Raw genomic sequence first — 25,146 nt, forward strand, 5'->3', positions numbered from 1 at the left:
TCCGTCCCAGTCCGTCCCGCCGTTGTGCGCCTCAGCGCCGCCGGTGAAGGGGGTTCTAAGGTTATCACCCAAAAGCCGCAAGCGCTTTTTCCAACTTTTTCCAAAAAATCACAAAAAACTTACAAAAACAAACAATAACAATACCTTACACAAAATCACACAACCAAAACATCGCCCAAATCCAGCCCAAAACACCCAAAACCCAACTTATCCACAAAACAACACACAGACTCACAAAGGACTCGGCCGCAGACTCACAACAAAAACAGAACAATCTCCCAAAACACCCCAAGCAACACCCGCAAGCAACGTCGGTATCACGTCGGTTTCACATCGGTATCACAGAGGTGGAATAATCTACCCGCGAGGGCCAACGAACGCTGCAGAAAGACAAACGCAACGGGGGGGGTGAAGAGGGTTTTCTTTTCCGGCTTCCCGCCAGAGAATAGCGCACACGTTTTGAATACCCCATTAGATGTGAAGTGTGGCAACAGATGATACCTGACTACCAGACCCTCATGCGTCCTGTTTTGGAATGCGCGCGCGAAGAACCGAGAAAGATCTCCGAAGCAGTCGAAGACATCTCCGATCATTTCCAATTAAGTGGCGATGAACGGCAACAACTGCTCCCTAGCGGCAAACAAACAACCATCGCAAATCGCGTTCACTGGGCACGCTCCTATTTGAAACAGGCAGGACTGGTCAGGAACATACGTCGCGGCTGGTATGAGCTTACAGAGCGCGGCAAGAAGGTATTAGACGATCCGTCGATTTCTTTGGACGTAAAATATCTGGAGCAATTCGCGGAGTTTCAGGACTTCAGGTCGCGCACAAAGGAGACCGACGACAACGCCGATCACGCCTCCGAAAACACGTCACCGTCTTATACACCAGACGAAGACCTACAAGCTGCGCATCGAAAACTCGACAATGCCCTAGCTGTCACACTATTGGATGCCGTACGCTCCTCTTCCCCTGCCTTCTTTGAGCACTTAATTGTAGAGCTGCTCATTGCCATGGGATACGGCGGCACGTCACAAGACGCAGGGCGCGCGCTTGGTCAATCCGGCGACAACGGTGTTGATGGCGTGATCGATCAAGACCCGCTAGGCGTCGACCAAATTTACCTCCAGGCCAAACGATATGGCACGGGAAACAGTGTCGGGTCTTCTGACATACGAGACTTCTTTGGCGCTCTCAGCCTCAAGAAAGCGACCAAAGGGATCTTTGTTACAACCTCACACTTCACCAACTCCGCCAAACAAACGGCCAATGACTTGGGGACGCGGATTGTGCTGATCGACGGCGTTCAACTTGCCAGGCTAATGATCAAATACAACGTAGGGTGCCGCGACAAAGAGATTTTGCACATCAAGCAAATTGATGAAGGTTACTTCGAGGAAGCTACAGACTAACATCGTCGCCAAACCAAATTGTTGAGGCGCCCCACTCAGCCCAGCGTCACACGGACACGCTCTGAAGGAGCTCGCCCCGATCCAGTGTGGCTTTGGTGCCCTCCAGCATGACCTCCCCCCGGCGCAGCACAACGAAGCGATCCGCCAGATCGTAGGCAAAATCGAAATACTGCTCGACCAGCACAATCGCCATCTCCCCCTGATCGCGCAGCAGTTTGATGACCTCGCCAATCTGTTGGATGATGTTGGGCTGAATGCCCTCGGTTGGTTCATCGAGTAGCAGGAGCTTGGGTCGGGTGATCAGCGCGCGGGCGATGGCGAGCTGTTGCTGCTGCCCGCCGGAGAGATCCCCTCCGCGTCGGCCCTGCATTTCCTTGAGCACCGGGAAGAGTTCAAACATCTCTTCGGGCACGGCGCGCTCTGACTTCGGCAGGCAGTTGAAGCCGGTTTCCATGTTTTCGCGTACGGTCAGAAGGGGGAAGATCTCGCGCCCCTGCGGCACATAGGCGACGCCTTTGTGGGCCATGGTCTGTGCGGGCAATGGCGGCAGGGCCTCCCCATCAAGCGACAGCGTGCCACCTGAACGGGGATGGGTGCCGGAGATCGCCTTGATCAGGCTGGTCTTGCCCACCCCATTGGTGCCCATGACACAGGTGACCTCGCCCTTTTGCGCCTCCATGGAAATGCCATGCAGGATCTGGGAATGGCCGTAATGCAGCGTGATGTCTTTCAGTGTCAGCATCTCAGCGCTCCAGATAGACGTCGATCACATTCTGATCGGCGGTGACGTGATCCAGACTGCCCTCGGCCAGAACGGCCCCTTCGTGCAGCACAGTGACTTTGCAATTGAGGCGGCGCACAAATTCCATGTCATGTTCCACCACCACCACCGCGCGGGTTTTGGCGGCTTCGACCAGAATGTCGGTGGTGTGTTCGCGCTCTGCCGGGGTCATGCCGGCGGCGGGTTCATCCACCAACAGCAGGCGCGGCTCCTGTGCCAGCAACATGCCGATTTCCAGCCATTGCTTCTGCCCGTGGCTGAGTTCGCCGGAGGTGCGGGTGAGCTGATCGGTGAGGCCGATCTGTGCGGCAAGGTCATCGACCTTGGCCAGATCCGCATCGCTGGGCCTGTAGGTCAGCACCGCAAACCAGCCGCGCGGCTTTTTGAGTGCCATCAGCAGGTTTTCCTGCACGGTCTGCTCTTCAAACACCGTGGGCTTCTGGAATTTGCGCCCGATGCCTTCCTGTGCGATGCGGGCCTCATTCATGCCAAGCAGGCTGATGGATTTCTCCCCCCAGATCACCCGACCTTCATCGGGTCGGGTTTTGCCGGTGACAATATCCATGAAGGTGGTTTTACCCGCCCCATTGGGGCCAATCACCGCGCGCATTTCGGCCTCGCCAATCTGGAACGACAGGTTGTTGATGGCGCGAAAGCCATCAAAAGTGACCGAAACACCGGAAACTTCAAGAAGTGTGCTCATTGGGAAGCCTCCTTGGCGGCGCGGCGGTCAGACAGGATGTCGATCAGCCCGCCGATGCCCTTGGGTGCGAACAGTGTGACCAGCACGAAGGACAGGCCCAAGAGCACCAGCCACCAGTCGACCCATTTGATTGTGTAAAAGCCCAGGTTCACATCCGGGGCCTGCCCACCCGTGAACCATGTGGACAGCAGGCTGACAAAAGCCGCGCCAATCACCGCGCCATAGAGCCGCCCACGCCCGCCAATGGCGACCCAGACCGCGAGATAGATCGAGGCAATCGGGGCGATTTCTGCCGGATTGATGATCCCGGCCTGCGGATAATAAAGCGCCCCGGCGATAGCCGCGATACAGGCGGTGAGCGTGAAGATCACCAGCTTGTAGGTTTCCACCGAATATCCGAGGAAGCGCGCACGGGCCTCATTGTCGCGGATGCCGCGAATGACAGAGCCGAATTTGCCGCTGACCAACCAGGCACAGAGCAGATAGCCCGCGCCAAGTGCTGCCGCCGACGCCCAGAAGAACCAGAGCGAGACATGATCCTGTGAGGCGGTGACACCTGGCAGGTTTTGCAGGCCCGAAAGGCCGTTGTTGCCGCGCAGGCCGCTGTCGTTCTGAAACAGGTAGAGGGCCAGTGCCAATGTCATGGCTTGGGTGAGGATCGAGAGATAGACCCCGGTGACGCGGCTGCGGAAGGCGAGCCAGCCAAAGATCAGGGCCAGAAGGCCGGGCACCAGCAGGACCAGCGCCAACTGGATGGTGAGGCTGTCGGCAAAGGCCCAGATCAGGGGGAAGTCGCTGCTGCCGACAACGCCAAAGATCTGATTGCCGATGGCGTCGATCACTTCGCCGTCGGTGGGTGGTATTTCGGCGTTGGCGAGGCTGTCCACCACGATCAGGCGGGTGCGCTCATACATCAGCCACATGCCGATCATATAGCCGCCCAACCCAAAGAAGGCAAAATGGCCGAGGCTGAGGATGCCCGTGTAGCCCCAGATCAGATCCATCGCGAGGGCGATCAGGCAGAGACAGAGGGTTTTGCCCAGCGTCTTGATGAAGCTGGTCGAGATGCCCCCCACGCCAAAGCCTTCGGACATGACGGTTACCAACAGCGTGAACAGCGCGAGGATGGCGAGGAAGATGAGAACCGAGGGGTTCTTGGCGATAAAACTACGCTGCATGGGACAGATCTCCTGCAAGCTGCACCTCGCGGCCAAGCGGCCGGGTTGCCCCCGTACCGCCCCCCCAAGGGGCGGGGGCTTGGGTGCACATCATAGAATGGGTGGAAAAGGCGTGGCACATCATGGTGTGGTGCGAGTGGTGTGCGCCCCGTGCGGCACGGGGGCTGCCCTGTGTTTGGGAGATCATCATGGTTCAATCCCCCGCCGCGCGGCCTTTGAGGGCGATGATGCCACGGGGCCGGAACTGGATGAAAATGATGATGAAGATGATCATGTAGGTCTGCGCTGCCAGGGTGTTGGAGGGGTTCATCCACTCAATCCCTTTTTGCAGGAAGCCAATCATGGCAGCCCCCGCCAGCGTGCCCCAGATGTTGCCAACACCGCCGACAACCACTGTCATGAAGCTCTGCACGATGTAGTCGCTGCCCAGTTCCGAGGTGACTTTGGCAAAGAGGCCGATGGCCACGCCCGCGATGCCCGCGATGCCGGAGCCAAGACCGAAGGTCAGCATGTTCACGCGATCGGGGTTGATGCCCATGGAGGCGGCCATACGCGGGTTTTGCGTGACTGCGCGGGTTTCAAGGCCAAGGCGCGTGCGCTTCATGATGTAGAGGAAGACGCCAAGGAAGATCAGCGCGAGGATGAAGATCGCGATGCGGATGTAGCTGATCGCGACCACATCGTTGAGCACCCATGCGCCATCGAGCCAGCCGGGCGCGGTGAGTGGGCGGGCCTGTGTGCCAAAGATGTTCTTGGCGAGTTGTTGCAACGCGATGGAGATGCCGAAGGTGGCGAGCAGGGTTTCCAGCGGGCGGGCCTGCAACCAGCGGATCACCAAACGCTCCATCGCCACACCGGCGGCGAAGGTCACTGCAAAGGCGGTGGGGATGGCAACGATGATGGAGACAGTGTGATCGGGGATGATCTGTTGCACCACATAGCCGGTGTAGGCGCCCATCATGATGAATTCGCCGTGGGCCATGTTGATCACCCCCATCACGCCAAAGGTGATGGCAAGGCCGATGGCCGCAAGGAAGTAAATGGACGCAAGCGAGAGCGCATCCAGCGTGAGGTCGAGAGTCTGGTTGAGACCCACTTTCAACTCGATGTCTTTTAACGCCTCAGCGGCGGCATCGGTCACTGCATAGGACGGCTCCAGATAGGCGTCATAAAATGTGTGCGCGGCAAGTGCTGCGTCAATGGCGGTGTCGGTTACGAAGGCGGGCACGGTGCCTGCCTCTGCCAGCGCATTGTACGCTGTCAGACGGTTGGCCTCGGTGTTGAGCTGCGCCACAGGTACACCGCCGACGCGGGCGCCATCGATATGAGCGGCAAGCTGGGTGCGGATGTCATCACGGCTGATGCGTGCGGGCGCGAGGTCTTTGGCGACAAGCATGTCATAGGCGGTGAGGCGATCAAACGCCGCCTGCCCCGGTGTCAGAAGCGCGGCGATGTTCGCGCCCTCTGGCGCGGCACCTGCAACCACATCGCGTTTGGTGGTCAGCAGCGGATTGAGCGTGGCGCGCACATCCACGCCGAGATCGCCGGACATATCGGCGATGGCCGCAAGGCGCGCAGCTTCATCTGTGTCGTAGCTGATGGTCAGCAGACGTTCGAGGCGCTGCTTTTGTGCCTTCAGCGCTACATCTGTCTCGCCTTCAATCGAGGCACGCAGGGGGGCGAGCAGGCTGGCCTCCGGGTCGCGCTCAATAGAGACAAGCGCGGCGCGGCGGGCGGTGATGTCAGGATCGCTGAGCTGAAACTGCACCAAGGCGGTGCCGATCAGCGCGCGGATGCCGCTGTTGGGTTTGAGCTGTTTCAGCTCTTTTTTGGGAAACGCGCCAACAGACGCGCCGCTGTCAAAATCGGTCAGCGCGTAGGTTTTACTGTCAATTTTCTCGCCAATGAAAAACAGCCCGTCAGATTTGCGCTGCCACATATTCTTGGCGGCCCAAACCTCCAGCACCGTCTGTGCTTGCGGCAATCCAGAGCTGGCCACAGCCGCAATCGCCGGGCCAATAGTCTTACGCGAGCTTTTCACAATAAGCGCTTGATGTTCCTGCAAAATCGACTGGATTGAGGCGTCTTGCGCCTGCCCCCGGTCGGGCGAAATCAGGCAAGCGGCCAAGAGGGCAAGGCCTGCCAAAAGGAAGTGTCTCATATGAGGAAGTCCGCGCGAGTGGTATGAGGGGCGCGGCATACCGCGCCCCAAAGGATCAAACCTTAGTAGTTAGACAGGGTCTGAACGCAGGTTTTGGTCTCGGTGTTGTACATGCCGCAATCCAGATCTTTCCAATCGGACTTCAGAACCGCAGATTCTGGCAGGAAGTCTGTCCAGGCATCGCCCGGCACTTCTGCGGTTTGGGAGATGATGTCAAACTGACCGTCTTCCTGAATTTCGCCAATCAGAACCGGCTTTGCCAGGTGGTGGTTTGGCAGCATCACGGCGGTGCCGCCGGTCAGATTCGGGAATTCCTGGCCGTACATCTCGGCACGCACGGCATCCACTTCGGTGGAGCCCGCTTCGGTCGCGGCATTCACCCACATGTTAAAGCCGATATAGTGCGCTTCCATTGGGTCGTTGGTCACGCGCTCTTCGCCCATGGTGGCTTTCCAGGTTTCCACAAACTCTGCGTTCACATCAGAGTCGGCCGACTGGAAGTAGTTCCACGCTGCGAGGTGGCCGACGAGGTTGGAGGTGTCCAGACCGGCCAGCTCTTCTTCGCCCACGGAGAAGGCCACAACCGGGATGTCATCGGCAGAAATGCCTGCCGCAGCCAGCTCTTTGTAGAAGCCGATGTTTGCGTCGCCGTTGATGGTGGAGATCACGCCCACTTTTTTGCCATCCGCGCCCAGCGCGACAACGTCTGCCACGATTTTGGACCAGTCAGAGTGGCCAAATGGGGTGTAGTTCACGAAGATATCTTCGTCGGCGATGCCTTTGTCTTTCAGGTAAGACTCAAGGATGTTGTTGGTGGTACGCGGGTAGACATAGTCGGTGCCCAAGAGGGCAAATTTCTCAACACCCAGTTCGTCAAGGAAATAGTCGGTGGCCGGGATCGCCTGCTGGTTTGGCGCGGCACCGGTGTAGAACACATTTTTGGAGCTTTCTTCGCCCTCATACTGCACCGGGTAGAACAGCAGGCCGTTCAGCTCTTCGATCACCGGCAGCACGGATTTGCGCGACACGGAGGTCCAGTTGCCAAAGATCACGTCCACTTCATGCACGGTCAGCAGCTCGCGCGCTTTTTCTGCAAACAGCGGCCAATCTGAGGCTGGATCCACGACCACCGCTTCCAACTGTTTGCCCAGCAGGCCACCCTTGGCGTTTTGCTGATCGATCAGCATCAGCATGGTGTCTTTCAGCGTGGTTTCAGAGATCGCCATGGTGCCAGACAGCGAGTGCAGAACGCCCACTTTGATGGTGTCTTCCGCAGCCATCGCCGTCCCTGCGAGCGAAGCAAAAACCAGAGATCCGGCGAGCGTGGATTTCAGAAAGGTCATAAAATTCTCCCTGCGGGGATGGCGCAGAAACGCTTGCGCCCGGGCGCCTGTTTCCATTACCTGATCCCGCAACTTTTGTTGCATCCGTGTGGCGGCTGTACCGAGGTCCAATTCGTTGGCCGTCACACACCCAGCGCGTTTGATTGAATTCTGTCCTGCCTGGGCGCCCTTACCCTTTGGCATGGGCCCCGGATAATCAAATTTGAGAGCGGGAATGGGCATGTCTCGCGGGCACGAGGTCATTTTTTGAGCAAAAATCGCGACTTATGCCTGCAATTTAATCGATTAACAGGGCGTTAAAGACGTAAACTGCGTGTTTTTGGGGCAGTTTTGCCCTGCCAGAGTCACTTCTTAATCATGCATTGGCGCCAGCAACATCGCCTAAAAATTGAATGCACAACAAAAAGCGCCCGTGAGGCTTGGCCTCCGGGCGCTTGAGCATATCAAAAGATGCGGCGTTTAGGTGTTGAACAGGAAGTGCATGACGTCACCGTCTTTCACTTCGTAGCCTTTGCCCTCTGCGCGCATTTTGCCAGCCTCTTTGGCACCGCTTTCACCCTCACAGGCGATGTAGTCGTCATAGGCGATGGTTTCCGCACGGATGAAACCTTTTTCAAAGTCGCCGTGGATCACGCCCGCGGCCTGTGGGGCCATGGTGCCTCTGCGGATGGTCCATGCACGGGCCTCTTTCGGGCCAACCGTGAAGTAGGTTTCCAGCTGCAACAACTCGTAGCCTGCGCGGATCAGACGGTCGAGGCCCGCCTCTTCCAGCCCCATTTCGCCGAGGAACATCTCTGCTTCTTCGTCTTCCAGCTGGCTGATCTCTTCTTCGATCTGCGCGGAAATGATCACATGGCTGTTGCCCTGTTTGGCGGCCATCTCTGCCACGGCGGCGGAATGGGCGTTGCCTTCTGCAGCTTCGCTTTCACCCACGTTGCAGACATACAGGATCGGCTTGGTGGTCAGAAGCTGCAGCATCTTCCAGGCTTTGGCATCTTCTTCATCGACCTCAACCACACGGGCGGGCTGGCTGTTTTCCAGCACCTCCTGCGCCATCTGCAGCAGGCGATCCTGCTGCTGGGCCTCTTTGTCGTTGCCCTTGAGTTTGCGCACCAGATTGGCGCGGCGTTTCTCGATGCTTTCCAGATCGGCCAGCATCAGCTCGGTTTCGATGGTTTCGGCATCGGCCACCGGATCCACACGGCCATCCACGTGGGTCACATCGCCGTCTTCAAAGCAGCGCAGCACATGGGCGATGGCATCGGTTTCGCGGATGTTGGCCAGAAACTGGTTGCCCAGACCTTCGCCTTGGGAGGCGCCTTTGACCAGACCGGCAATGTCCACAAAGGTCATGCGGGTCGGGATGATCTGCTTGGATTGCGCGATGGCCGCCAGCTTATCAAGGCGCGCGTCAGGCACGCCCACTTCGCCCACATTGGGCTCGATGGTGCAGAACGGAAAGTTTGCCGCCTGCGCAGCTGCGGTTTTGGTCAGCGCATTAAAAAGCGTGGATTTGCCAACATTCGGCAATCCGACGATGCCCATTTTGAAACCCATGTCCGGTCTCCTGTCACTTGTTTGTGCTGCTCATAGGCAGAGTCCTGTCGCGACGCAAGCCACGTGACGGGATCGCCCTGCGAAATAACGGGTTTTGGACCGCGTTTTTGCACCAAGGCCCCGAATGCGCCCCCTGATCACGACTTGGCTCACAGCTTTACAAGTGTTTGTGACATGGGCCGAGACAAATTGATATCTCGGAATAAGGGCTTAAGTGGTAGTCTGGGGAAGACAGGAGGCGATGCTTTTGACGGAAAGACACGCAAATGAAACTTCTGGTATCACTCGCAGCGAGTTTGCTGCTTGCAACACCCGTGGCCGCACAACAGCTCGTTGTTGGCCTCGGATATGCTGATTTCAACGACAGAGAGGCCACAGACACCACCGAACTGAATGTCGAATATCACTTTGCCCCGTTTCACGAGGTTGGCAGATGGTCCTTCGCCGGCGCCACCGTTGTGACCCTTGATGAGGAAGGCGATGCCTTTGTCGGGGCGGGGGTGTCTGGTGTGTATGATTTCAATCAGCACTGGTTTGCCGAGGTGAGCTTCATGCCCGGCGCCTATGTCGATGGCGACAGCCGCAATGATCTGGGCAACACGCTCGAATTTCGCAGCCTGCTTGCGGTTGGGCGACGTGTCTCAGAGGGCGCTGCCTTTTCGCTGGCGGTGCAGCATAAATCCAACGGCGGCCTTGGCGATCACAACCCCGGCGTGAACACCCTGAGCTTGCGGTATCACCACTTTTTCTGAGGCGACCTTGCGATGGCTCTTGCGTGGGATTGATTTCCCACGCACCTTCCGGCACATGAAGGTGACCCAAAAACAAGGACCCGCCGATGACTCGTATCGACGCCAAATTCGCAGAGCTGACCGCCGCAGGGAAAAAGGCCTTTGTGGCCTATGTGATGGCGGGAGATCCTGATTACGACAGCTCGCTTGAGATTGTGAAAGGGCTGCCTGAGGCGGGCGTGGACATCATTGAGCTGGGATTGCCCTTCACCGACCCGATGGCGGACGGGCCGACCATTCAGCTCGCCGGCCAGCGCGCGCTTGATAACGGCATGACATTGCAACGTACGCTCGATCTGGCGACGGAATTCCGCAAAACCGATGACACCACGCCCATTGTCATGATGGGTTATTACAACCCGATCTATTCACGCGGTGTCGACACATTCTTGGCGGATGCCAAAGCCGCTGGCATCGACGGATTGATCGTGGTGGACCTGCCCCCGGAAGAAGACAGCGAGCTGTGCATTCCCGCGCAGGCGGCTGGCATGAACTTCATCCGTCTGGCCACACCGACAACCGACGACAAACGCCTGCCCAAAGTGCTGCAGAACACATCAGGCTTTGTCTATTACGTTTCCATCACCGGGATCACTGGCGCGGCCGAAGCCGAAGCCACCGATGTGGGCCCGGAAGTGGCGCGTATCAAAGCCAGCACCGATCTGCCTGTGATCGTGGGCTTTGGCATCAACACGCCTGAAAAGGCACAAAAGATTGCCTCGGTTGCGGATGGCGCTGTGGTTGGCTCTGCGATTGTGAGCCAAATCGGGGCGGGCAAGTCCACCGCCGAGGTGCTGGCCTTTGTAAAGTCGCTGGCGGACGGCGCACACCGCGCCTGAGCACTTAAGCCAGCCGACACAGGTACAGGACGGTATCAACAGGGGCCATCTGGCCCCTTTTTTATTGCGCGCAAACGCCCAAATTGCGGCCTACTCCAGCGAACGCTGGCATTGGGCGAGCGCAGCCTGCATCGCATTGACCAGCTTGTCGCGACTGATGGGCTTGGCCACATGGCCGGTCATGCCGCCATGCAGATAGCCTGCGACCTGATGCACCATGGCATTGGCGCTGACCGCAACAATTGGAATGGGATCCAGCATTTTCTCATGCTCCAACGCACGGATCTGACGCGTGGCCTCCATGCCGTCCATCACCGGCATGTTGATGTCCATCAATATCATATCATAGCCGCCTTGCTGCCACGCCTGCACCGCCTTTTCCCCATCACCGACAATCGTCAATGCCGGTGGCCCGGCTTTTTTCAGCATATGGCGCAACACAATCTGGTTGGTGCGATTGTCCTCTGCGGCCAGAATGCGCAAACCGGCAAAGCTGATACCTGCGTCCGCGGCCTGCGTTGGGGCGGGCTCCTCTTTCTCTGTCTCCGGCGCGTGTTTGACCAGCAGATTGGCCTGAAACTCCGCCCCCGCGCCTGACTCGCTGCGCAGCTTTATGGAGCCGCCCGTCAACTCACAGATATGGCGTGAGATCGCCAGGCCAAGCCCCGTGCCGCCATGCATACGGGTGACGCTGGCATTGGCCTGACTGAACCGTTGAAAAAGCTGCGGCTGCTGTGACTGCGGTATGCCATGCCCCGTATCTTTCACTTTCAAGACCAAAACCGGATCTCCGGCACAGGTCGATTTCATGTCGATATGAAGCGTAACAAAACCCGTTTCGGTGAACTTGATTGCATTGGACAGCAGGTTACCCGCCACCTGCTTTAGTCGCGTCGGATCTGCGATGATGCGCGTATTGGCGGCATCTGACAAGCTGACGTTGAACGACAGCCCCTTTTCTTCGGCGCGCAGACGATAATGGTTAAACATCGCGTCCCTGAGATCAGACAGATCATAGGGGATCGCCTCAAACTCCAGCTTGCCCGCCTCGATCTTGGAGATGTCGAGCACATCATTGATGAGCGCGAGCAAGAGCGTGCCGCTGTCGCGCAGGATATTCACGAGCTGCTCCTGCTCCGCAGACAAGCCGCTGTCCTGCAGCGCCTGCGCCATCCCCAATATGCCATTGAGTGGCGTGCGGATTTCATGGCTCATGGACGCCAGAAACACCGATTTGGCCTCATTGGCGGATTCCGCAGCTGACCGGGCCTCTTCCAACTCCTGAGTGCGTTCTTTGACCGCCGTTTCCAATGTATCCAAAAGCTTCTGCAGGCGTTGATTGGCCTCGTAAAGCTCCCGACTTTTGGCCTCAAGCAGACCCTCCGCCTCTTGTCGCGCGCGCATTTGCCGATCGTAGCGTCGGCGCGACACCTCTGTCGTGGGCGTTGGAATGGTGTCTCCCAGAAACATCAAGCCGCTTTCTGAATGAGAAATTCAGCCGTATAGCGGCCGTTGGCCGTATAATCACGCATGTCCAGATGCACGGCCTGATCAAAATGCGCCATGCAGGATTCAATCAAACCTTTGCAAAAATGGTGCAGCGGGCGTTCACTGTCATAGACCATCTTGAAACGCCCATCTGGCAGACGCTCCGTGTCAAATCTGGGCAGCTCGACCTCTGGGTAGAGTTTGCGCACCTCTACGTGCACCTCGTCCTCGATGGATTCAAGCATATGAAACCCGTCGGCTTTTCCCTCAAAAAACGCAGGATACCCATCGACAAATCGGTCAAACATCCAGTGACCGAATTGCACATGCAGCGCCTCGACCGGCAACCCGGTGCGCGCACCCACGGCCTCCACAATCGTCAGCAACTCTTTACAGGGATAATTGCCAACCGCACTGAATGCGCCATCTGTCTCCAGCACAGCCTCATCCAGAATCTCGTCCACAACCTCTTCGCCCAGAACGGCCTCCGCCATTCGGATCAACTCGACAAAAACAATGCCTTTCATGCGGACCTCCGCGATACCAAAACACTCAAAAACAAGAACAGAATGCGCACAAATGGTAAACAAAACCCTAATTCCACAAGGGTATTGCATCAACCATGCTCCATTGGTAAAGAACATTTACCAATACGGAGATTTTTGAGCGTATGACCGTGATCACCTGCATTGACGATCTGAAACGTCTTTATAAGCGCCGCGCGCCGCGCATGTTTTATGACTATGCCGAAACCGGCAGCTGGACAGAGAAAACTTTTCAGGAAAACACCTCTGACTTTGCAGATATCTACCTGCGCCAGCGTGTGGCTGTGGACATGGCCGGGCGCTCAACTGCGAGCCAGATGATTGGCCAGGATGTGGCCATGCCTGTTGCGCTGGCACCTGTTGGCTTGACCGGCATGCAATGTGCGGATGGCGAGATCAAAGCCGCGCGTGCCGCAGAAAAATTTGGTGTGCCCTTCACCCTGTCCACCATGTCGATCAATTCGATCGAAGAGGTGGCCGAAGCCACCACCAAACCTTTTTGGTTTCAGCTTTACACCATGACAGACGAGGATTTTGTGTCCCGGCTGATCCAGCGGGCAAAAGATGCAAAATGCTCCGCTCTGGTGATCACGCTTGATCTGCAGATCCTTGGTCAGCGGCACAAAGACCTCAAGAACGGCCTGTCCGCGCCACCCAAACTGACCCCATCCACAATTGCCAATCTGGCGACCAAATGGCGCTGGGGCATTGAGATGCTGGGCGCAAAGCGGCGCAACTTCGGCAATATCGTCGGCCATGTGCAAGGCGTGACAGACACAGCCGATCTGGGCGCATGGACTGCGCAGAGTTTTGACCCGTCTTTGGATTGGGACAAGATCGCCAAGATCAAAGAGCAATGGGGCGGCCCGGTGATCCTGAAGGGAATTCTGGATGCTGAGGATGCCAAGATGGCGCTGAAAGTGGGGGCAGATGCGATTGTTGTGTCCAACCACGGTGGCCGCCAGCTGGATGGCGCCCTCAGCGCGATCCGCGCTTTGCCTTCCATCATGGAAGCGGTTGGCGATCAGGTCGAAGTGCATCTGGACAGCGGCATCCGCTCTGGACAGGACGTGCTGAAGGCGCTGGCACTGGGGGCCAAGGGCACCTACATCGGGCGGGCCTTTGTCTACGGGCTTGGCGCGATGGGCGAAGCGGGCGTGACCAAGGCGCTGGAAGTGATCCACAAAGAGCTGGATGTGTCCATGGCGCTTTGCGGTCGTCGCAATGTGACAGAGCTGGACCGCGACATCCTGCTGGTCCCAGAAAACTTCGAAGGCCGCTGGCAGGCCTGATCAACTGGCCTGATCAATCGCTTTGACATTCTACTGCCCGGCACGCAATAAACGGGCCGGGCAGAAGGAAGTGGAAGGCATGCAGGTCTTTTTCAAACAAAATCTGGCGTTTTTGTCTGTTCCGAAGACCGGCTCCACGGCGTATGAAACCACGCTGCGCCCCTATGCCGATGTTGTGTTCACCAAAAGCGTGAAACACATGACCATCGGCAAGTATCACGCAAAACTTGCGCCGTTTCTGGCGGAAACCTACGGGATGTATCCCGAGCGGGTGGCGGTGATCCGAGATCCGATTGACCACGCGCGCAGCTGGTACAAATACCGCAGCCCGGAACGCATGGGTGTGGACAACCCAGCCTGCCATGGCGGCATCAGCTTTGACGCTTTTGTCATGGATGCGATCAGCAAGACCCCAAGCCCATCTGCCGGCATCGGCTCTCAGGCGTCTTTCCTGTCGCTCACACCGGGCATTGTGCCCGTCCATCACCTGTTTGCCTATGATCAGCCGGAGCTGTTGCTGGCGTTTCTGACGGCCCGTTTTGGCGAGCCGATCCTGCCCAAGCGCAAAAATGTGTCGCCAGATGTGGCGGCGCCGATCTCGGACGAGGTGGCCGCGGCAATGCGTGCCGCGCGCCCGCATGACTTTGCGCTTTATGAGCGGGTCAAAGCGGCGGGTGGCGTGTTGCGTGATTTTCGGGACGCATAACGGCGAATCCCCTTTGCTTTCTTGCAAAACCGCGCTATAGGCGCGGCTTCACGTGGGGTTACAGCCTTGGAGGAACCCCACCCTAATCTATGGAGAATTCAATATGGCTGGTCAGATTCCTGATCTTCACGCCGAAGTACGCACGGGGACAGGCAAGGGCGCCGCTCGTCAAGCGCGTCGCGACGGTTTTGTTCCTGGTGTTGTTTACGGCGGCGAAGGTGAACCTTTCGCAATCCAGATTCCTTTCAACGTTCTGTTCAAGAAACTGAAAGAAGGCCGCTTCCTGTCCACACTCTTCAACCTGAAAGTTGAAGGCCAGGAAGACGTGCGCGTGATCTGCCGCGGCGTTCAGCGTGACACCGTGAAAGACCTTCCGACCCACATCGACCTGCTGCGTCTGCGTCGTACGTCCAAAATCAACCTGTTCATTCACGTTGACTTTGAAAACGAAGAAGCGGCTCCGGGTATCAAAAAAGGCGGCGTTCTGACCGTTGTGCGCCCTGAAGTCGAGCTGAACGTGACCGCAGGTGACATTCCTGAGCGTCTGGTTGTTGACCTGACCGGCAAAGACATCGGCGACGTGATCACCATCAGCCAGATCGACCTGCCAGCTGGTGCGAAGCCAACCATCGACCGTGACTTCGTGATCGCCAACCTGTCCGCACCTTCTGGCCTGCGTTCCGCAGACAACGAAGATGAAGGCGAAGGCGAAGGCGAAGAAGCCGCAGAAGAGTAAACACATCCCCGCAACAGCGGTTTGTGTGAACGCGGTGCCTCCGGGCGCCGCGTTTTTTTTTGCGCCTGAGTACGATCTACGCGCTGCGCAGCACACCTCTCCCTGAATAGTAACACGCTGTTAACATCAATCTTAAGGAGATGTACTCCCTTCACATTCTCTTAAGTGATTTTGATCACCGTGCGCCCTATCAGCCGTGTCCCGAGCTTGGCCATGGCCGTTTCTTACTTGGAGTACTTTATGAAATATACGTTGATCGGCTGCATGCTCGCAGCGACCGCAAGCATGGCGCAAGCAACTGAAACCCTGAACATCCTGACCTGGGAAGGCTATGTTGGGGATCATGAAATTGCGGCGGTGAACGCCCTTTTGCAAGAAAATGGATATGACGTGGACGTGCGTCTTGTGGACAGCTGGGCGGAAGGGCCGCAGCAGATGTTTGACATGTTGCGCACGGGTGATGTGGACATCTCATTCCTGACGCTGAACTACATCAATATGGAAGGCAACCCTTCCGCCAATATGCTCCAGCCTATCAATGTAAACTCACCGCGCCTTGAGAATTACAAGCACCTCTCCCCAGCCCTGACCGACATCCCAATGGGCATGAAGGGCGATCAGCATCTGTATATCCCTTGGGGTGGCGGAGCCTATGGTCTGTGGGCCAATTTAGACACTGTAGAAGAGATGCCAGCATCTGTGAGCGACCTCCTGAAGCCGGAATGGAAGGGCCGCGTGTCGCTAACAGAAGGCCAAGTTCACCCCAATATCGCCCTTGCGTCTATGGCCAATGGTCATGCCCCGTTTGAGGTGAACGATGCCTCGAAGGATCGTGCAGCCCTTGGCAAACTCGTGGCCGCCGATGGCGCGCTGCAAGACACAGTGAACACGCTTTACAGCCAAGTGGGCCATTTCTGGACAACCAGCCCGCCCTTTACTGGCGAATATGATCTTGTCGCCTCATACGGGGTCGGGGCGTCCGCCGCGATTGCCGCCGGTGGCAACTGGGGCCTCGTCGCGTTTGAAGAAGGCAATACCGTCTGGCTCGACACCATCAATTTCGCCAAGCATCTTGAAGGCAAGAAGCTGGAAGCAGCCGAAATCTTTGCCAACTACTTCATCGGCAAAGACGTGCAGACCCGTGTGGTAGAAGAGCTTGGTATGGTTGCCGCCACTTCGCTGGTGGAACGCAATCCATTGATCGACGAAAATCCCGCGTTTTTTGAAGAAAGCATGTTCTGGCCACCCTACACCCGGGCGGCAGGCAACGCGATTGAGTTGATGTCCAAACGCGCCATGGGTGCAGGCGCAACCAACTAAAGTGCTTCTTGCATCGGTCCCAAATTCCGGGCCCGAAAGATGACGGAGCCGCCGCACTCTGGGTTGGGTGCGGCGGCTTACTTTTTGTAGCGCGTGCGTTCGACCCACAGCAGGGGACCTCGGCCTTTACCGGAAGCCTCTGCCGGGACTCACATCAGAATTTCTGGGCGCGCAGATCCGGTAAGGAAATATTGGCCACCTGCTCGGCAATCGGCGGCGTGGACAACGGATGTGCCTCTGCCGAAAACGCCTCTGGATCATTCATGGGCAGCCATTGATTTGCGAAATGGATCTCCAACCCTGAGAATTTCGCCTTATAGGCCATCTTCGGACTGCCGGGCACCCAATAGCCCAGATACACATAAGGCAGCCCAGCCTCGCGCGCGATTTCGATGTGATCGAGGATCAGATAGGTCCCAAGGGAGGATCGCGCCTGCGCCGGGTCATAAAAGGAATACACCATGCTCAGACCGTCTTCGAGCATGTCGGTCAGGCACACCCCAATCAGGGAGTCGCTGGCACGGTCCGTATACTCCACAACCCGGCTGCGGATCGGGGTTTCTTCGATCATCGCCGCGAACTCAAAGACATCCATATCCGCCATGCCCCCATCCGCATGGCGTGTGTCCAGATAGCGCCGGAACAGATCAAACTGTTCTTCGGTTGCCCAGGGCGAGGTGGCCCGTCGCGTCAAATGCGCATTCCGGCGGGCGGCGCGGCGCTGGCTTTTGGTGGGTTTGAACTTTGACACATCAATGCGCGCCGACATGCAGGCCGTACAATCGGCGCATGACGGACGATACAGCACATTCTGGGAGCGTCGAAACCCCTGCTGAGACAACGCATCATTCAGTGCGGTCGCATTGTCCCCTTGTAACGCTGTAAACAACTTCCGCTCCATGCGTCCGTCGAGATAGGGACACGGCTGTGGGGCGGTCACATAGAACTGCGGTGCTATCGGCAATGAGTGGCGCATGGTACTCCATCAACTGGTCACGTCGCCAAAGTTATCAACAGCACTCTTGCGCGCGCAAGCCCTCCTAAGGGCTTGCGGCCTCTGTTTTTGCACTGTTGGTTAAGATTTGAATTGGATTAACTCTTTATTCCGCTCAATTTGGAGGTTCCTGAGAGCCTGCCCTCAGGAACAGCTGGTCAGGAGCTTTTCCATAAAGCGCTGACCCGCTTCAAACTGTGCGACTGTCAGGTATTCGTCCGGCTGATGCGCCTGCGCGATATCGCCGGGGCCACAGATGACGGTGGAATAGCCTGCGCTTTGGAAATGCCCGCCCTCGGTGCCGTAGCTGACAACGCGTGGCGTGTTGTCGCCGGTGAGTTGGCGCACAAGCGTTTCCGCCTCGCCTGCCTCTTCTGGCATCAATGCGGGCACCGCAAAGGTTTCCCGCATTTCAATGTGCGTGTCTGGCACAACGGCCTGCATCTCCGCTTCGATCTCTGCGGCTTTGGCGCGCGCGCGTGCCAGCCACTCTGCGCTGTCGTCACCCGGTACAAAGCGGAAATCGAGGCCGAAGTGGCAATCCAGAGCGGTGATATTATGCGCCGTGCCGCCAGAAATTGTACCCACATGCACCGTGGTCCAGGGCGGCTCAAAGGTGGCGGCCACTGGGTTGGGCTCTTGGGCGCGATTGGCGGCGTTCATGTCATTGGCCCACTCAATCAGCTTGGCACCATACATAATGGCATTGACACCAGTGTGCATAAGCGAGCTGTGCACCTCAAAGCCACGCACATGCACCCGGAACCCAGCACCGCCCTTATGGCCCGTAACCGCCCCCATCATCGACGGCTCGCCCACGATCACAGCGCTGCCTTTGGGGAATTTGGCGGCCATGCTTTCGATCAGAGGCGCGGCGCCGGTGCAGCCGATTTCCTCGTCATAAGACAGCGCAAGCTGCAGAGGGCGCGCAAGATTTGCATAGTGGCCTTCGACCATGGCCCAGATCGCGAGCGCATCAAACCCTTTCATGTCGCAGGTGCCACGGCCAAACAGTTTGCCGTCCCGCTCGACAACCTCAAACGGGTCACTGCTCCAGGGCTGGCCCTCGACTGGCACCACATCGGTGTGACCGGACAAAACCACAGCCCCCGTGATCTCTGGCCCGACATGCGCATAGAGCGCAGCCTTGGCCGGGTCCGTCTCATGCGGGTGGCGATGCACCGCAATGCCATGGCTTTGGAGGTAGCTTTCCACCCAGTCAATCAACGGCAGATTGGTCTCGCTGGAGACGGTTGGAAAGGACACCAGCTTGTCCAGAATCTCGCGGGGTGAAAGACGTGTGCTCACAGGCAATCCCTTCGGTCTAAAATGCGTCAAATTTGTCGATGCTCAAAACGGCCGAGAAACCGGTGCAAACGCCCTTTTCCTCAGGTCTTTGAATGCGATGGGGCCCATCATTGATGCGCCCCATTGTCTGAATGTTCTTAATAGCCGCTGTCGGTGATCAGCACCTTATGGCCCGGCCCCACCTCCTTGTATTCCGAAGGTTGCGCCTCATAGCCCACATTGTGGATCGGGCTTGGGATCGGCTTGAAGTTCAGATCTTTTTCAGATTTGCGACGGCGTGGATCGGCGATTGGCACCGCTTTCATCAGCGCTTGTGTGTAGGGGTGCTGTGGGTTTTCAAACACGGCACGGCGTGGTCCGATTTCCACGATGCGGCCCAGATACATCACGCCCACATGGTGGCTGACGCGCTCCACCACCGCCATATCGTGGCTGATGAAGACATAGGAAATGCCCATTTCAGCCTGCAGCTCCATCATCAGATTGAGCACCTGCGCCTGCACGGACACATCCAGCGCCGACACGGCCTCATCGGCGACAATCAACTTGGGGTTCAGGGCGAGCGCGCGGGCAATGGCGATCCGCTGGCGCTGACCACCGGACATCTCATGTGGATAGCGGCGCATAAAGCTGCGCGGCAGCTCCACACGGTCAAACAGCATCTCAACGCGCTTTTGCAGCTCCACCCCAGAGTGGGTGCCATAGTTGCGCATCGGCTCGGCCACCTGATCCATCAGCATCATCTGCGGGTTCAGCGAGGCAAAGGGATCCTGAAAGATCATCTGCATGTCCTGACGCGCGGCATGCATCTCTTTTGGATTGAGTGACAGAATATCCTTGCCATCAAACCGCACCTGACCAGAGGTCGGATCCACCAAACGCAACAGAGAGCGGCCCGCGGTGGATTTCCCACAGCCGGATTCGCCCACCAGCGAGAGGGTCTGGCCTTTGTTCACCGTGAAAGAGACATCCTCCACCGCGTGCACATTGGCCACGGTGCGACGCATCAGGCCGCCTTTCACCGGGAAGCGCGTGACCAGGTTTTTGACTTCGAGAATGGTCTCATCTGTGCCGGGGATCGGATCGGTGTTGTGCGTGTTGTCGCCAAACAGCTTCATCGGGCTTGGCACGTCGGTGCCTGACATTTCACCAAGCTTTGGCACTGCCGCCAGCAACGCCTTGGTGTAGTCATGGGTCGGATTTTCAAAGATCTCCTCAACCGTGCCTTCTTCGACCTTGTTTCCGCGGAACATCACCACCACGCGGTCGGCCATCTGCGCCACCACCGCCATATCATGGGTGATGAACATCACAGCCGTGCCGGTTTCGCGTTTGAGACGATCCATAAGTGCCAGAATTTCGGCCTGAATGGTCACATCCAGCGCGGTTGTGGGCTCATCCGCGATCAGCAGACGCGGCTCGCAGGCCATCGCCATGGCGATCACAACCCGCTGACGCATGCCGCCGGAAAGCTCGTGCGGGTATTGTTTCATGCGGCGCTCAGGCTCGGGAATGCGCACTTGTTTCAACAGGTCCAAAGCGCGGGCCTCTGCGTCGGCTTTCGATAGTTTTTTGTGCAGCCGCAGCCCCTCGGTGAGCTGACGTCCCACGGTGAACACCGGGTTCAGTGCGGTCATCGGCTCCTGAAAAATCATGCCGATTTCATTGCCGCGAATCGTGCGCATCAGATCCTGATCCGCCGTGGAGAGATCCACATCTTCTGCGTCGCGACGGTCAAAAAGCAGGCGCCCACCGGCAATCTCGCCACCGCCAAATTCGACAAGCCGCATCAACGACAGGCTGGACACCGATTTACCTGAGCCGGATTCCCCAACGATACAAACGGTTTCACCTGGATTTACTTTGAAGGACACATCCTTCACGCCAACCACTGGGCCGTCTTTGGTTTGAAACTCGACGCGCAGGTTCTCGATCGAGGCAATGGCGTTGTCCAGCATGCGGGTTACTCCCCTGAGTGTTTTTGATTTCCCCTGAGCGTCACGCTATAGCGGCCGCTGCGAGAGGTCAAATCGAAGGGCAATATTCCTGACCCAAATGGTATATTGGATACAAAACAATCCTTGCATTTTTTGATTGTCTGGTCTGTGATGCCGCTAGTCGGAGGGGATCACGACAGTTAACTTGTGCATGGGGCACGATTGATTCGCGGCCTTTCCCCTCAATTTGACAGCCAAAAAACGGCGGAAAAATCCGCCACTTCCGCACGATTCTCGTGCCAACATGGAGTGAGACATGAAAGCAAAAACCTTGATGCTGGGCGCTGCGGCGGCCTTTGTGATGGCCCCGGCGGCCATGGCAGAGCGCGGCTCTGACGGCCACGTAAACATTATTTACTGGCAAGCCCCGTCCATCCTGAACCCGTATCTGTCCTCCGGGACCAAAGATATCGAGTCTGCCTCTCTCACCATCGAACCGCTCGCGCGCTATGACGAAACCGGCAAAATGGTGCCTTATCTGGCAGCAGACATTCCAACCGTCAGCAACGGCGGCGTGTCTGAGGACCTGACCACCATCACCTGGACCATCGCAGACGGCATGGTATGGTCAGATGGCACCGCAGTGACTTCTGCCGACGTTGTATTCACCGGCGAATACTGCATGCATCCCGAAGGCGGCTGTGCGCAGGCAGCATTCTTTGATGGCGTTGAAACCATCGAAGCGCTGGACGAGAAAACCGTCAAAGTGACCTTCAACCAGCCAAAGCCAAACCCATATGGCCCATTTGTTGGCGGTCAGTCCCCTATTCTGCAAAAAGCGCAGTTTGAAAACTGCATGGGCGCCAAAGCACCTGAGTGTACTGCAGAGAACTTCGGCCCGATCGGCACAGGCCCGTTCGTTGTGACCGAATTCAAAACCAACGACGTGATCCAATACGAAGCCAACCCGAACTATCGCGACCCTGCGAAGCCCGCGTTTGCCACGGTAACCTTCAAAGGTGGCGGAGACGCAACCGGTGCAGGCCGTGCGGTTCTGGAAACCGGCGAATTTGACTACGCATGGAACCTCCAGCTGGCGCCCGACGTGATCGCCAAGATGGAAGAAGGCGGCAAAGGTGTTGCGATTGCAGGCTTCGGCCCGCTGGTTGAGCGCATCGAGATGAACATGACCGACCCGTCCTCCAGCCTGCCGGAAGGCGAGCGTGCGACGGTGGCCCATCCGCACCCATTCCTGTCTGACGTGAACGTGCGCAAAGCGCTGTCCATGGCAATCGACCGCGAACTGCTGGTGGAAATCGGCTACGGCAAAGCAGGCAAAGTGACCTGTGATCTGGTGCCTGTGCCAGCGAACTACGCCTCCGGCAATACCGACTGTTTCACCCAAGACATCGCAGGTGCAAACGCGCTGCTGGATGAAGCTGGCTGGGTCAAAGGTGCCGACGGCATCCGCGCCAAAGACGGCGTGAAGCTCTCCGTCCTGTACCAGACCTCCACCAACGCTGTGCGTCAGGATTTCCAAGCGCTGATCAAACAGTGGTGGTCTGAAATCGGTGTTGAAACTGAGCTGCGCAACCTGTCTGCATCCGTGTTCTTTGGTGGTGACCCAGGTTCCCCTGACACCTTCCAGAAGTTCTACGCAGACGTGGAAATGTACGCCAACACCTTCAACGGCACTGACCCTCAGCAGTATCTGGCGGCCTACCGTTGTGGCGGCGAGCCAAAGCCTGACAGCCAGTGGCAGGGTGAGAACATCAACCGCTTCTGTGATCCGGCCTATGACGCACTGATCGACGAGTTGGCCCGCACCGGCGACATCGAGAAGCGCGGCGAGATCGCCAAGAAGATGAACGACATGCTGACCAACGAAAGCTTCACCATCGTGCCACTGGTGCACCGTGGCCGTGTGTCTGCACATGCCAATTCTTTGGGCGGCGTTGTTCTGAACACCTGGGACTCCGAGCTTTGGAATATTGCCGATTGGCATCGTATCAAGTAAGCTGACAAAACAGGGCGGGCCCTCGGGCCCGCCTTTTCACTTTTGGCTCTGAACAGGCAGGTCGCTGCGCAGAGCCCACCAATCAAAAACAGACGCACAAAGGCGCCGCTTTATGCTGACCTTCACGATACGACGGTTGATCCTCTCGGTCCCGACGCTCCTCTTCATCTCTCTTGTCATTTTCCTTCTGCTGGAACTGGCCCCCGGTGATCCGATGGCCCAGGTACCACTCACCGTCCCGCCAGAAGTGAAGGAAAAAATGCGTCAGGCTCTTGGCCTTGGCGAACCTGGCTACATCCGCTTTTACAAATGGCTGGTGCAGTTCTTCTGGGTGGAACCTCAGGTCTTTGTAGACCATATGTTTGGCACTACCTTCGCCGAAGGCAAACTGCGCATCATCAGCTGGCAGACCCGCTCTCCTGTGATGGATGTGGTGGTAGAACGCCTGCCTCAGACCCTGTGGGTTGTGGGCATGTCCTACATCGTCGGCATCCTGATCGCCCTGCCTATCGGCATCTACTCTGCCTATAAGCAATATTCGATCTTCGATCAGGCGGGTACCTTCATCACCATGATCGGCTACTCCATCCCGCCGTTCTTCACCGGCCCGCTGGTGATTGTGATCTTCTCGGTGAACCTTGGCTGGTTCCCTTTCATCTATGACACCACCCATGAAGTGGTGGATTGGGACAGCTTTGTCTATCAGCTGCGCCAGATGATCATGCCGGTGATGGTGCTTGCCCTGCAGACCACCGCGCAAATCAGCCGCTACATGCGGGCCTCGATGCTGGATAACCTCAATCAGGACTATGTGCGCACCGCGCGTGCCAAGGGTCTGAGCGAGCGTGTTGTGGTGCTGGTGCATGTGCTGCGCAACTCGATGATCCCGGTTGTGACCGTGATCGCGTTGGGTCTGCCTGCCATCTTTGGCGGCGCCATCATCACCGAGCAGGTCTTCTCTGTGAACGGCATCGGTGCTCAGTTGATCGGCGCGATTCAGGCCAACGATCTGCCCACCGTGCAGACGCTGACCTTTATGTTCGCTTTCCTGATCGTCTTCTTCAACCTGATCGCAGATGTGCTGTATGGCATTCTTGATCCGAGGATCCGCTATGACTGATACCACCAACACCGAACCGACCACACCGCAGCGGTCCCAATGGGTGGACGTCTGGCATCAGTTCAAGGCGCACAAAGGCGCTTTGCTGGGCGGCATCATCTTCATCGTGATCGTGCTTGGCGTTTTCATTGGCCCATGGCTGTGGCCCTATGATGCGACCTATATCGACATCCGCTCCCGCAATCAGGGCCCGAGCCTGGCACACCCGTTTGGCACCGACCAGCTGGGCCGTGACACGCTGGCGCGCATGATGGCCGGGGGACAGACCTCGATTGCCGTGGGCCTCACCGCCATGTTGCTGGCGCTGGGTCTGGGCAGCCTTGTGGGCATCAGTGCGGGCTATTTCAAAAAGCTCGACGGCCCGCTGATGCGCCTGACAGACCTGTTTCTGGCGCTGCCAATCCTGCCACTGCTGCTGGTGATGATGATGCTTTTCCGCGAGCCGCTCTCCGCAGCGGTTGGGCCAGAGCGTGGGATCTTCATCCTGATTGTGATCGCCATTGGCATCACCTCATGGATGCCGACCGCACGGATTGTGCGCGGCGATGTGATGTCGCTGAAAGAGCGCGAGTTTGTGCTCGCCGCCCGCTCCATCGGTACGTCAAACACAAACATGATCACCCGGCACATCCTGCCCAACGTGCTGTCGCCAATCATGGTGTCCGCCACTCTGGGCATCGCCAACGCGATCATCACGGAAAGCGCGCTGTCCTTCCTCGGGCTTGGCTTCCCGCCGGACTTCCCGACCTGGGGACGCCTGCTCAATGACGCCGTGCAATATCTGCAAGACTATCCAGAGCGCGTGTTCTGGCCCGGTCTGGCGATCTCTCTGACCGTGCTGTCGGTGAACTACCTTGGCGACGGTCTGCGCGACGCACTCGACCCACGCATCCGGGGCCGGTAAGATACATATCC

The 25,146-nt window shown here is 57.6% G+C and carries 22 protein-coding genes; 10 read left to right on the top strand and 12 right to left on the bottom strand.

Annotated features, from left to right (window positions below; all coding sequences use genetic code 11):
* The first annotated feature begins 494 nt into the window (after positions 1–494).
* Entirely contained in the window at positions 495–1,415 is a 921-nt protein-coding gene (locus tag J7413_RS17245; protein WP_209100465.1) for a restriction endonuclease, read from the top strand.
* Between the two features lie 46 nt (positions 1,416–1,461).
* Here the strand turns inward: J7413_RS17245 and urtE are convergent, their stop codons facing one another.
* The 7 genes from urtE to ychF form a co-directional block, all read right to left on the bottom strand.
* Positions 1,462–2,157, bottom strand: coding sequence for an urea ABC transporter ATP-binding subunit UrtE (gene urtE, locus J7413_RS17250; protein WP_209100467.1), 696 nt, complete (start codon positions 2,155–2,157; stop codon positions 1,462–1,464).
* A 1-nt stretch (position 2,158) separates the two neighbouring features.
* Entirely contained in the window at positions 2,159–2,899 is a 741-nt protein-coding gene (urtD, locus tag J7413_RS17255) for an urea ABC transporter ATP-binding protein UrtD (protein WP_058238114.1), read from the bottom strand.
* Positions 2,896–4,077: an urea ABC transporter permease subunit UrtC gene (urtC, locus tag J7413_RS17260; protein WP_209100469.1), complete on the bottom strand. Its 1,182-nt coding sequence runs from the start codon at positions 4,075–4,077 to the stop codon at positions 2,896–2,898. The genes urtD and urtC overlap by 4 nt, the downstream gene beginning before the upstream one ends.
* Positions 4,067–4,267, bottom strand: a complete 201-nt coding sequence (locus tag J7413_RS17265) for a hypothetical protein (protein WP_209100470.1) — start codon at positions 4,265–4,267, stop codon at positions 4,067–4,069. Before J7413_RS17265 ends, urtC begins: the two co-directional genes overlap by 11 nt.
* A 3-nt stretch (positions 4,268–4,270) precedes the next feature.
* Positions 4,271–6,238, bottom strand: a complete 1,968-nt coding sequence (urtB, locus tag J7413_RS17270; protein WP_209100472.1) for an urea ABC transporter permease subunit UrtB — start codon at positions 6,236–6,238, stop codon at positions 4,271–4,273.
* A gap of 62 nt (positions 6,239–6,300) precedes the next feature.
* The gene (gene urtA / locus J7413_RS17275; protein WP_209100474.1) at positions 6,301–7,581 is read right to left on the bottom strand and encodes an urea ABC transporter substrate-binding protein; all 1,281 of its coding nucleotides are present in this window, start codon (positions 7,579–7,581) and stop codon (positions 6,301–6,303) included.
* Between the two features lie 459 nt (positions 7,582–8,040).
* Positions 8,041–9,138, bottom strand: coding sequence for a redox-regulated ATPase YchF (gene ychF, locus J7413_RS17280; RefSeq protein WP_209100477.1), 1,098 nt, complete (start codon positions 9,136–9,138; stop codon positions 8,041–8,043).
* Between the two features lie 266 nt (positions 9,139–9,404).
* Between ychF and J7413_RS17285 the strand changes: the two genes are divergently transcribed.
* Positions 9,405–9,890: an acyloxyacyl hydrolase gene (locus J7413_RS17285; RefSeq protein ID WP_209100479.1), complete on the top strand. Its 486-nt coding sequence runs from the start codon at positions 9,405–9,407 to the stop codon at positions 9,888–9,890.
* A gap of 86 nt (positions 9,891–9,976) precedes the next feature.
* Positions 9,977–10,768 (top strand): tryptophan synthase subunit alpha, encoded by a 792-nt coding sequence (gene trpA, locus J7413_RS17290; protein ID WP_209100481.1) that lies wholly within the window; start codon positions 9,977–9,979, stop codon positions 10,766–10,768.
* Between the two features lie 90 nt (positions 10,769–10,858).
* Here trpA and J7413_RS17295 read toward each other — a convergent pair whose 3' ends face one another.
* Both J7413_RS17295 and J7413_RS17300 read right to left on the bottom strand, forming a co-directional pair.
* A complete protein-coding gene (locus J7413_RS17295; protein ID WP_209100483.1) occupies positions 10,859–12,238 on the bottom strand; it encodes an ATP-binding protein in 1,380 nt (459 codons plus the stop codon).
* Positions 12,238–12,783, bottom strand: a complete 546-nt coding sequence (locus J7413_RS17300) for a heme NO-binding domain-containing protein (protein ID WP_209100490.1) — start codon at positions 12,781–12,783, stop codon at positions 12,238–12,240. Before J7413_RS17300 ends, J7413_RS17295 begins: the two co-directional genes overlap by 1 nt.
* 143 nt (positions 12,784–12,926) lie before the next feature.
* Here J7413_RS17300 and J7413_RS17305 point away from each other — a divergent pair, with 143 nt between their 5' ends.
* From J7413_RS17305 to J7413_RS17320, 4 genes are all read left to right on the top strand, one after another.
* The gene (locus J7413_RS17305; RefSeq protein WP_209100492.1) at positions 12,927–14,093 is read left to right on the top strand and encodes an alpha-hydroxy acid oxidase; all 1,167 of its coding nucleotides are present in this window, start codon (positions 12,927–12,929) and stop codon (positions 14,091–14,093) included.
* Positions 14,094–14,172: 79 nt separating this feature from the next.
* A complete protein-coding gene (locus tag J7413_RS17310; RefSeq protein WP_209100493.1) occupies positions 14,173–14,799 on the top strand; it encodes a hypothetical protein in 627 nt (208 codons plus the stop codon).
* A gap of 103 nt (positions 14,800–14,902) precedes the next feature.
* Positions 14,903–15,535 carry a 50S ribosomal protein L25/general stress protein Ctc gene (locus tag J7413_RS17315; protein WP_209100495.1) on the top strand — a complete coding sequence of 211 codons (633 nt, stop codon included), beginning with the start codon at positions 14,903–14,905 and terminating at the stop codon, positions 15,533–15,535.
* Positions 15,536–15,775: 240 nt separating this feature from the next.
* A complete protein-coding gene (locus J7413_RS17320) occupies positions 15,776–16,855 on the top strand; it encodes an extracellular solute-binding protein (protein ID WP_209100497.1) in 1,080 nt (359 codons plus the stop codon).
* Between the two features lie 154 nt (positions 16,856–17,009).
* Here J7413_RS17320 and J7413_RS17325 read toward each other — a convergent pair whose 3' ends face one another.
* From J7413_RS17325 to J7413_RS17335, 3 genes are all read right to left on the bottom strand, one after another.
* Positions 17,010–17,831: an arginyltransferase gene (locus tag J7413_RS17325; protein ID WP_209100499.1), complete on the bottom strand. Its 822-nt coding sequence runs from the start codon at positions 17,829–17,831 to the stop codon at positions 17,010–17,012.
* Between the two features lie 162 nt (positions 17,832–17,993).
* Positions 17,994–19,157: an acetylornithine deacetylase gene (gene argE / locus J7413_RS17330; RefSeq protein WP_209100501.1), complete on the bottom strand. Its 1,164-nt coding sequence runs from the start codon at positions 19,155–19,157 to the stop codon at positions 17,994–17,996.
* Between the two features lie 137 nt (positions 19,158–19,294).
* Positions 19,295–21,115 carry an ABC transporter ATP-binding protein gene (locus tag J7413_RS17335; RefSeq protein WP_209100503.1) on the bottom strand — a complete coding sequence of 607 codons (1,821 nt, stop codon included), beginning with the start codon at positions 21,113–21,115 and terminating at the stop codon, positions 19,295–19,297.
* A 295-nt stretch (positions 21,116–21,410) separates the two neighbouring features.
* Between J7413_RS17335 and J7413_RS17340 the strand changes: the two genes are divergently transcribed.
* The 3 genes from J7413_RS17340 to J7413_RS17350 all read left to right on the top strand — a co-directional run bounded on the left by J7413_RS17340 (position 21,411) and on the right by J7413_RS17350 (position 25,135).
* Positions 21,411–23,111 carry a peptide ABC transporter substrate-binding protein gene (locus J7413_RS17340; RefSeq protein ID WP_209100505.1) on the top strand — a complete coding sequence of 567 codons (1,701 nt, stop codon included), beginning with the start codon at positions 21,411–21,413 and terminating at the stop codon, positions 23,109–23,111.
* A gap of 112 nt (positions 23,112–23,223) precedes the next feature.
* The gene (locus J7413_RS17345) at positions 23,224–24,231 is read left to right on the top strand and encodes an ABC transporter permease (RefSeq protein WP_209100508.1); all 1,008 of its coding nucleotides are present in this window, start codon (positions 23,224–23,226) and stop codon (positions 24,229–24,231) included.
* Positions 24,224–25,135 (top strand): ABC transporter permease, encoded by a 912-nt coding sequence (locus J7413_RS17350; protein WP_209100510.1) that lies wholly within the window; start codon positions 24,224–24,226, stop codon positions 25,133–25,135. Before J7413_RS17345 ends, J7413_RS17350 begins: the two co-directional genes overlap by 8 nt.
* The last annotated feature ends 11 nt before the right edge of the window (positions 25,136–25,146 follow it).

The organism is Shimia sp. R10_1, from assembly GCF_017744095.1.
Taxonomy (GTDB): Bacteria; Pseudomonadota; Alphaproteobacteria; order Rhodobacterales; family Rhodobacteraceae; genus Shimia.

Bases quoted from the DNA above. Each gene is read 5' to 3' on its own strand.
- J7413_RS17245 (WP_209100465.1), top strand. From the start codon at position 495: ATGATACCTGACTACCAGACCCTCATGCGTCCTGTTTTGGAATGCGCG.
- urtE (WP_209100467.1), bottom strand. From the start codon at position 2,157: ATGCTGACACTGAAAGACATCACGCTGCATTACGGCCATTCCCAGATC.
- urtD (WP_058238114.1), bottom strand. From the start codon at position 2,899: ATGAGCACACTTCTTGAAGTTTCCGGTGTTTCGGTCACTTTTGATGGC.
- urtC (WP_209100469.1), bottom strand. From the start codon at position 4,077: ATGCAGCGTAGTTTTATCGCCAAGAACCCCTCGGTTCTCATCTTCCTC.
- J7413_RS17265 (WP_209100470.1), bottom strand. From the start codon at position 4,267: ATGATGATCTCCCAAACACAGGGCAGCCCCCGTGCCGCACGGGGCGCA.
- urtB (WP_209100472.1), bottom strand. From the start codon at position 6,238: ATGAGACACTTCCTTTTGGCAGGCCTTGCCCTCTTGGCCGCTTGCCTG.
- urtA (WP_209100474.1), bottom strand. From the start codon at position 7,581: ATGACCTTTCTGAAATCCACGCTCGCCGGATCTCTGGTTTTTGCTTCG.
- ychF (WP_209100477.1), bottom strand. From the start codon at position 9,138: ATGGGTTTCAAAATGGGCATCGTCGGATTGCCGAATGTTGGCAAATCC.
- J7413_RS17285 (WP_209100479.1), top strand. From the start codon at position 9,405: ATGAAACTTCTGGTATCACTCGCAGCGAGTTTGCTGCTTGCAACACCC.
- trpA (WP_209100481.1), top strand. From the start codon at position 9,977: ATGACTCGTATCGACGCCAAATTCGCAGAGCTGACCGCCGCAGGGAAA.
- J7413_RS17295 (WP_209100483.1), bottom strand. From the start codon at position 12,238: ATGTTTCTGGGAGACACCATTCCAACGCCCACGACAGAGGTGTCGCGC.
- J7413_RS17300 (WP_209100490.1), bottom strand. From the start codon at position 12,783: ATGAAAGGCATTGTTTTTGTCGAGTTGATCCGAATGGCGGAGGCCGTT.
- J7413_RS17305 (WP_209100492.1), top strand. From the start codon at position 12,927: ATGACCGTGATCACCTGCATTGACGATCTGAAACGTCTTTATAAGCGC.
- J7413_RS17310 (WP_209100493.1), top strand. From the start codon at position 14,173: ATGCAGGTCTTTTTCAAACAAAATCTGGCGTTTTTGTCTGTTCCGAAG.
- J7413_RS17315 (WP_209100495.1), top strand. From the start codon at position 14,903: ATGGCTGGTCAGATTCCTGATCTTCACGCCGAAGTACGCACGGGGACA.
- J7413_RS17320 (WP_209100497.1), top strand. From the start codon at position 15,776: ATGAAATATACGTTGATCGGCTGCATGCTCGCAGCGACCGCAAGCATG.
- J7413_RS17325 (WP_209100499.1), bottom strand. From the start codon at position 17,831: ATGCGCCACTCATTGCCGATAGCACCGCAGTTCTATGTGACCGCCCCA.
- J7413_RS17335 (WP_209100503.1), bottom strand. From the start codon at position 21,115: ATGCTGGACAACGCCATTGCCTCGATCGAGAACCTGCGCGTCGAGTTT.
- J7413_RS17340 (WP_209100505.1), top strand. From the start codon at position 21,411: ATGAAAGCAAAAACCTTGATGCTGGGCGCTGCGGCGGCCTTTGTGATG.
- J7413_RS17345 (WP_209100508.1), top strand. From the start codon at position 23,224: ATGCTGACCTTCACGATACGACGGTTGATCCTCTCGGTCCCGACGCTC.
- J7413_RS17350 (WP_209100510.1), top strand. From the start codon at position 24,224: ATGACTGATACCACCAACACCGAACCGACCACACCGCAGCGGTCCCAA.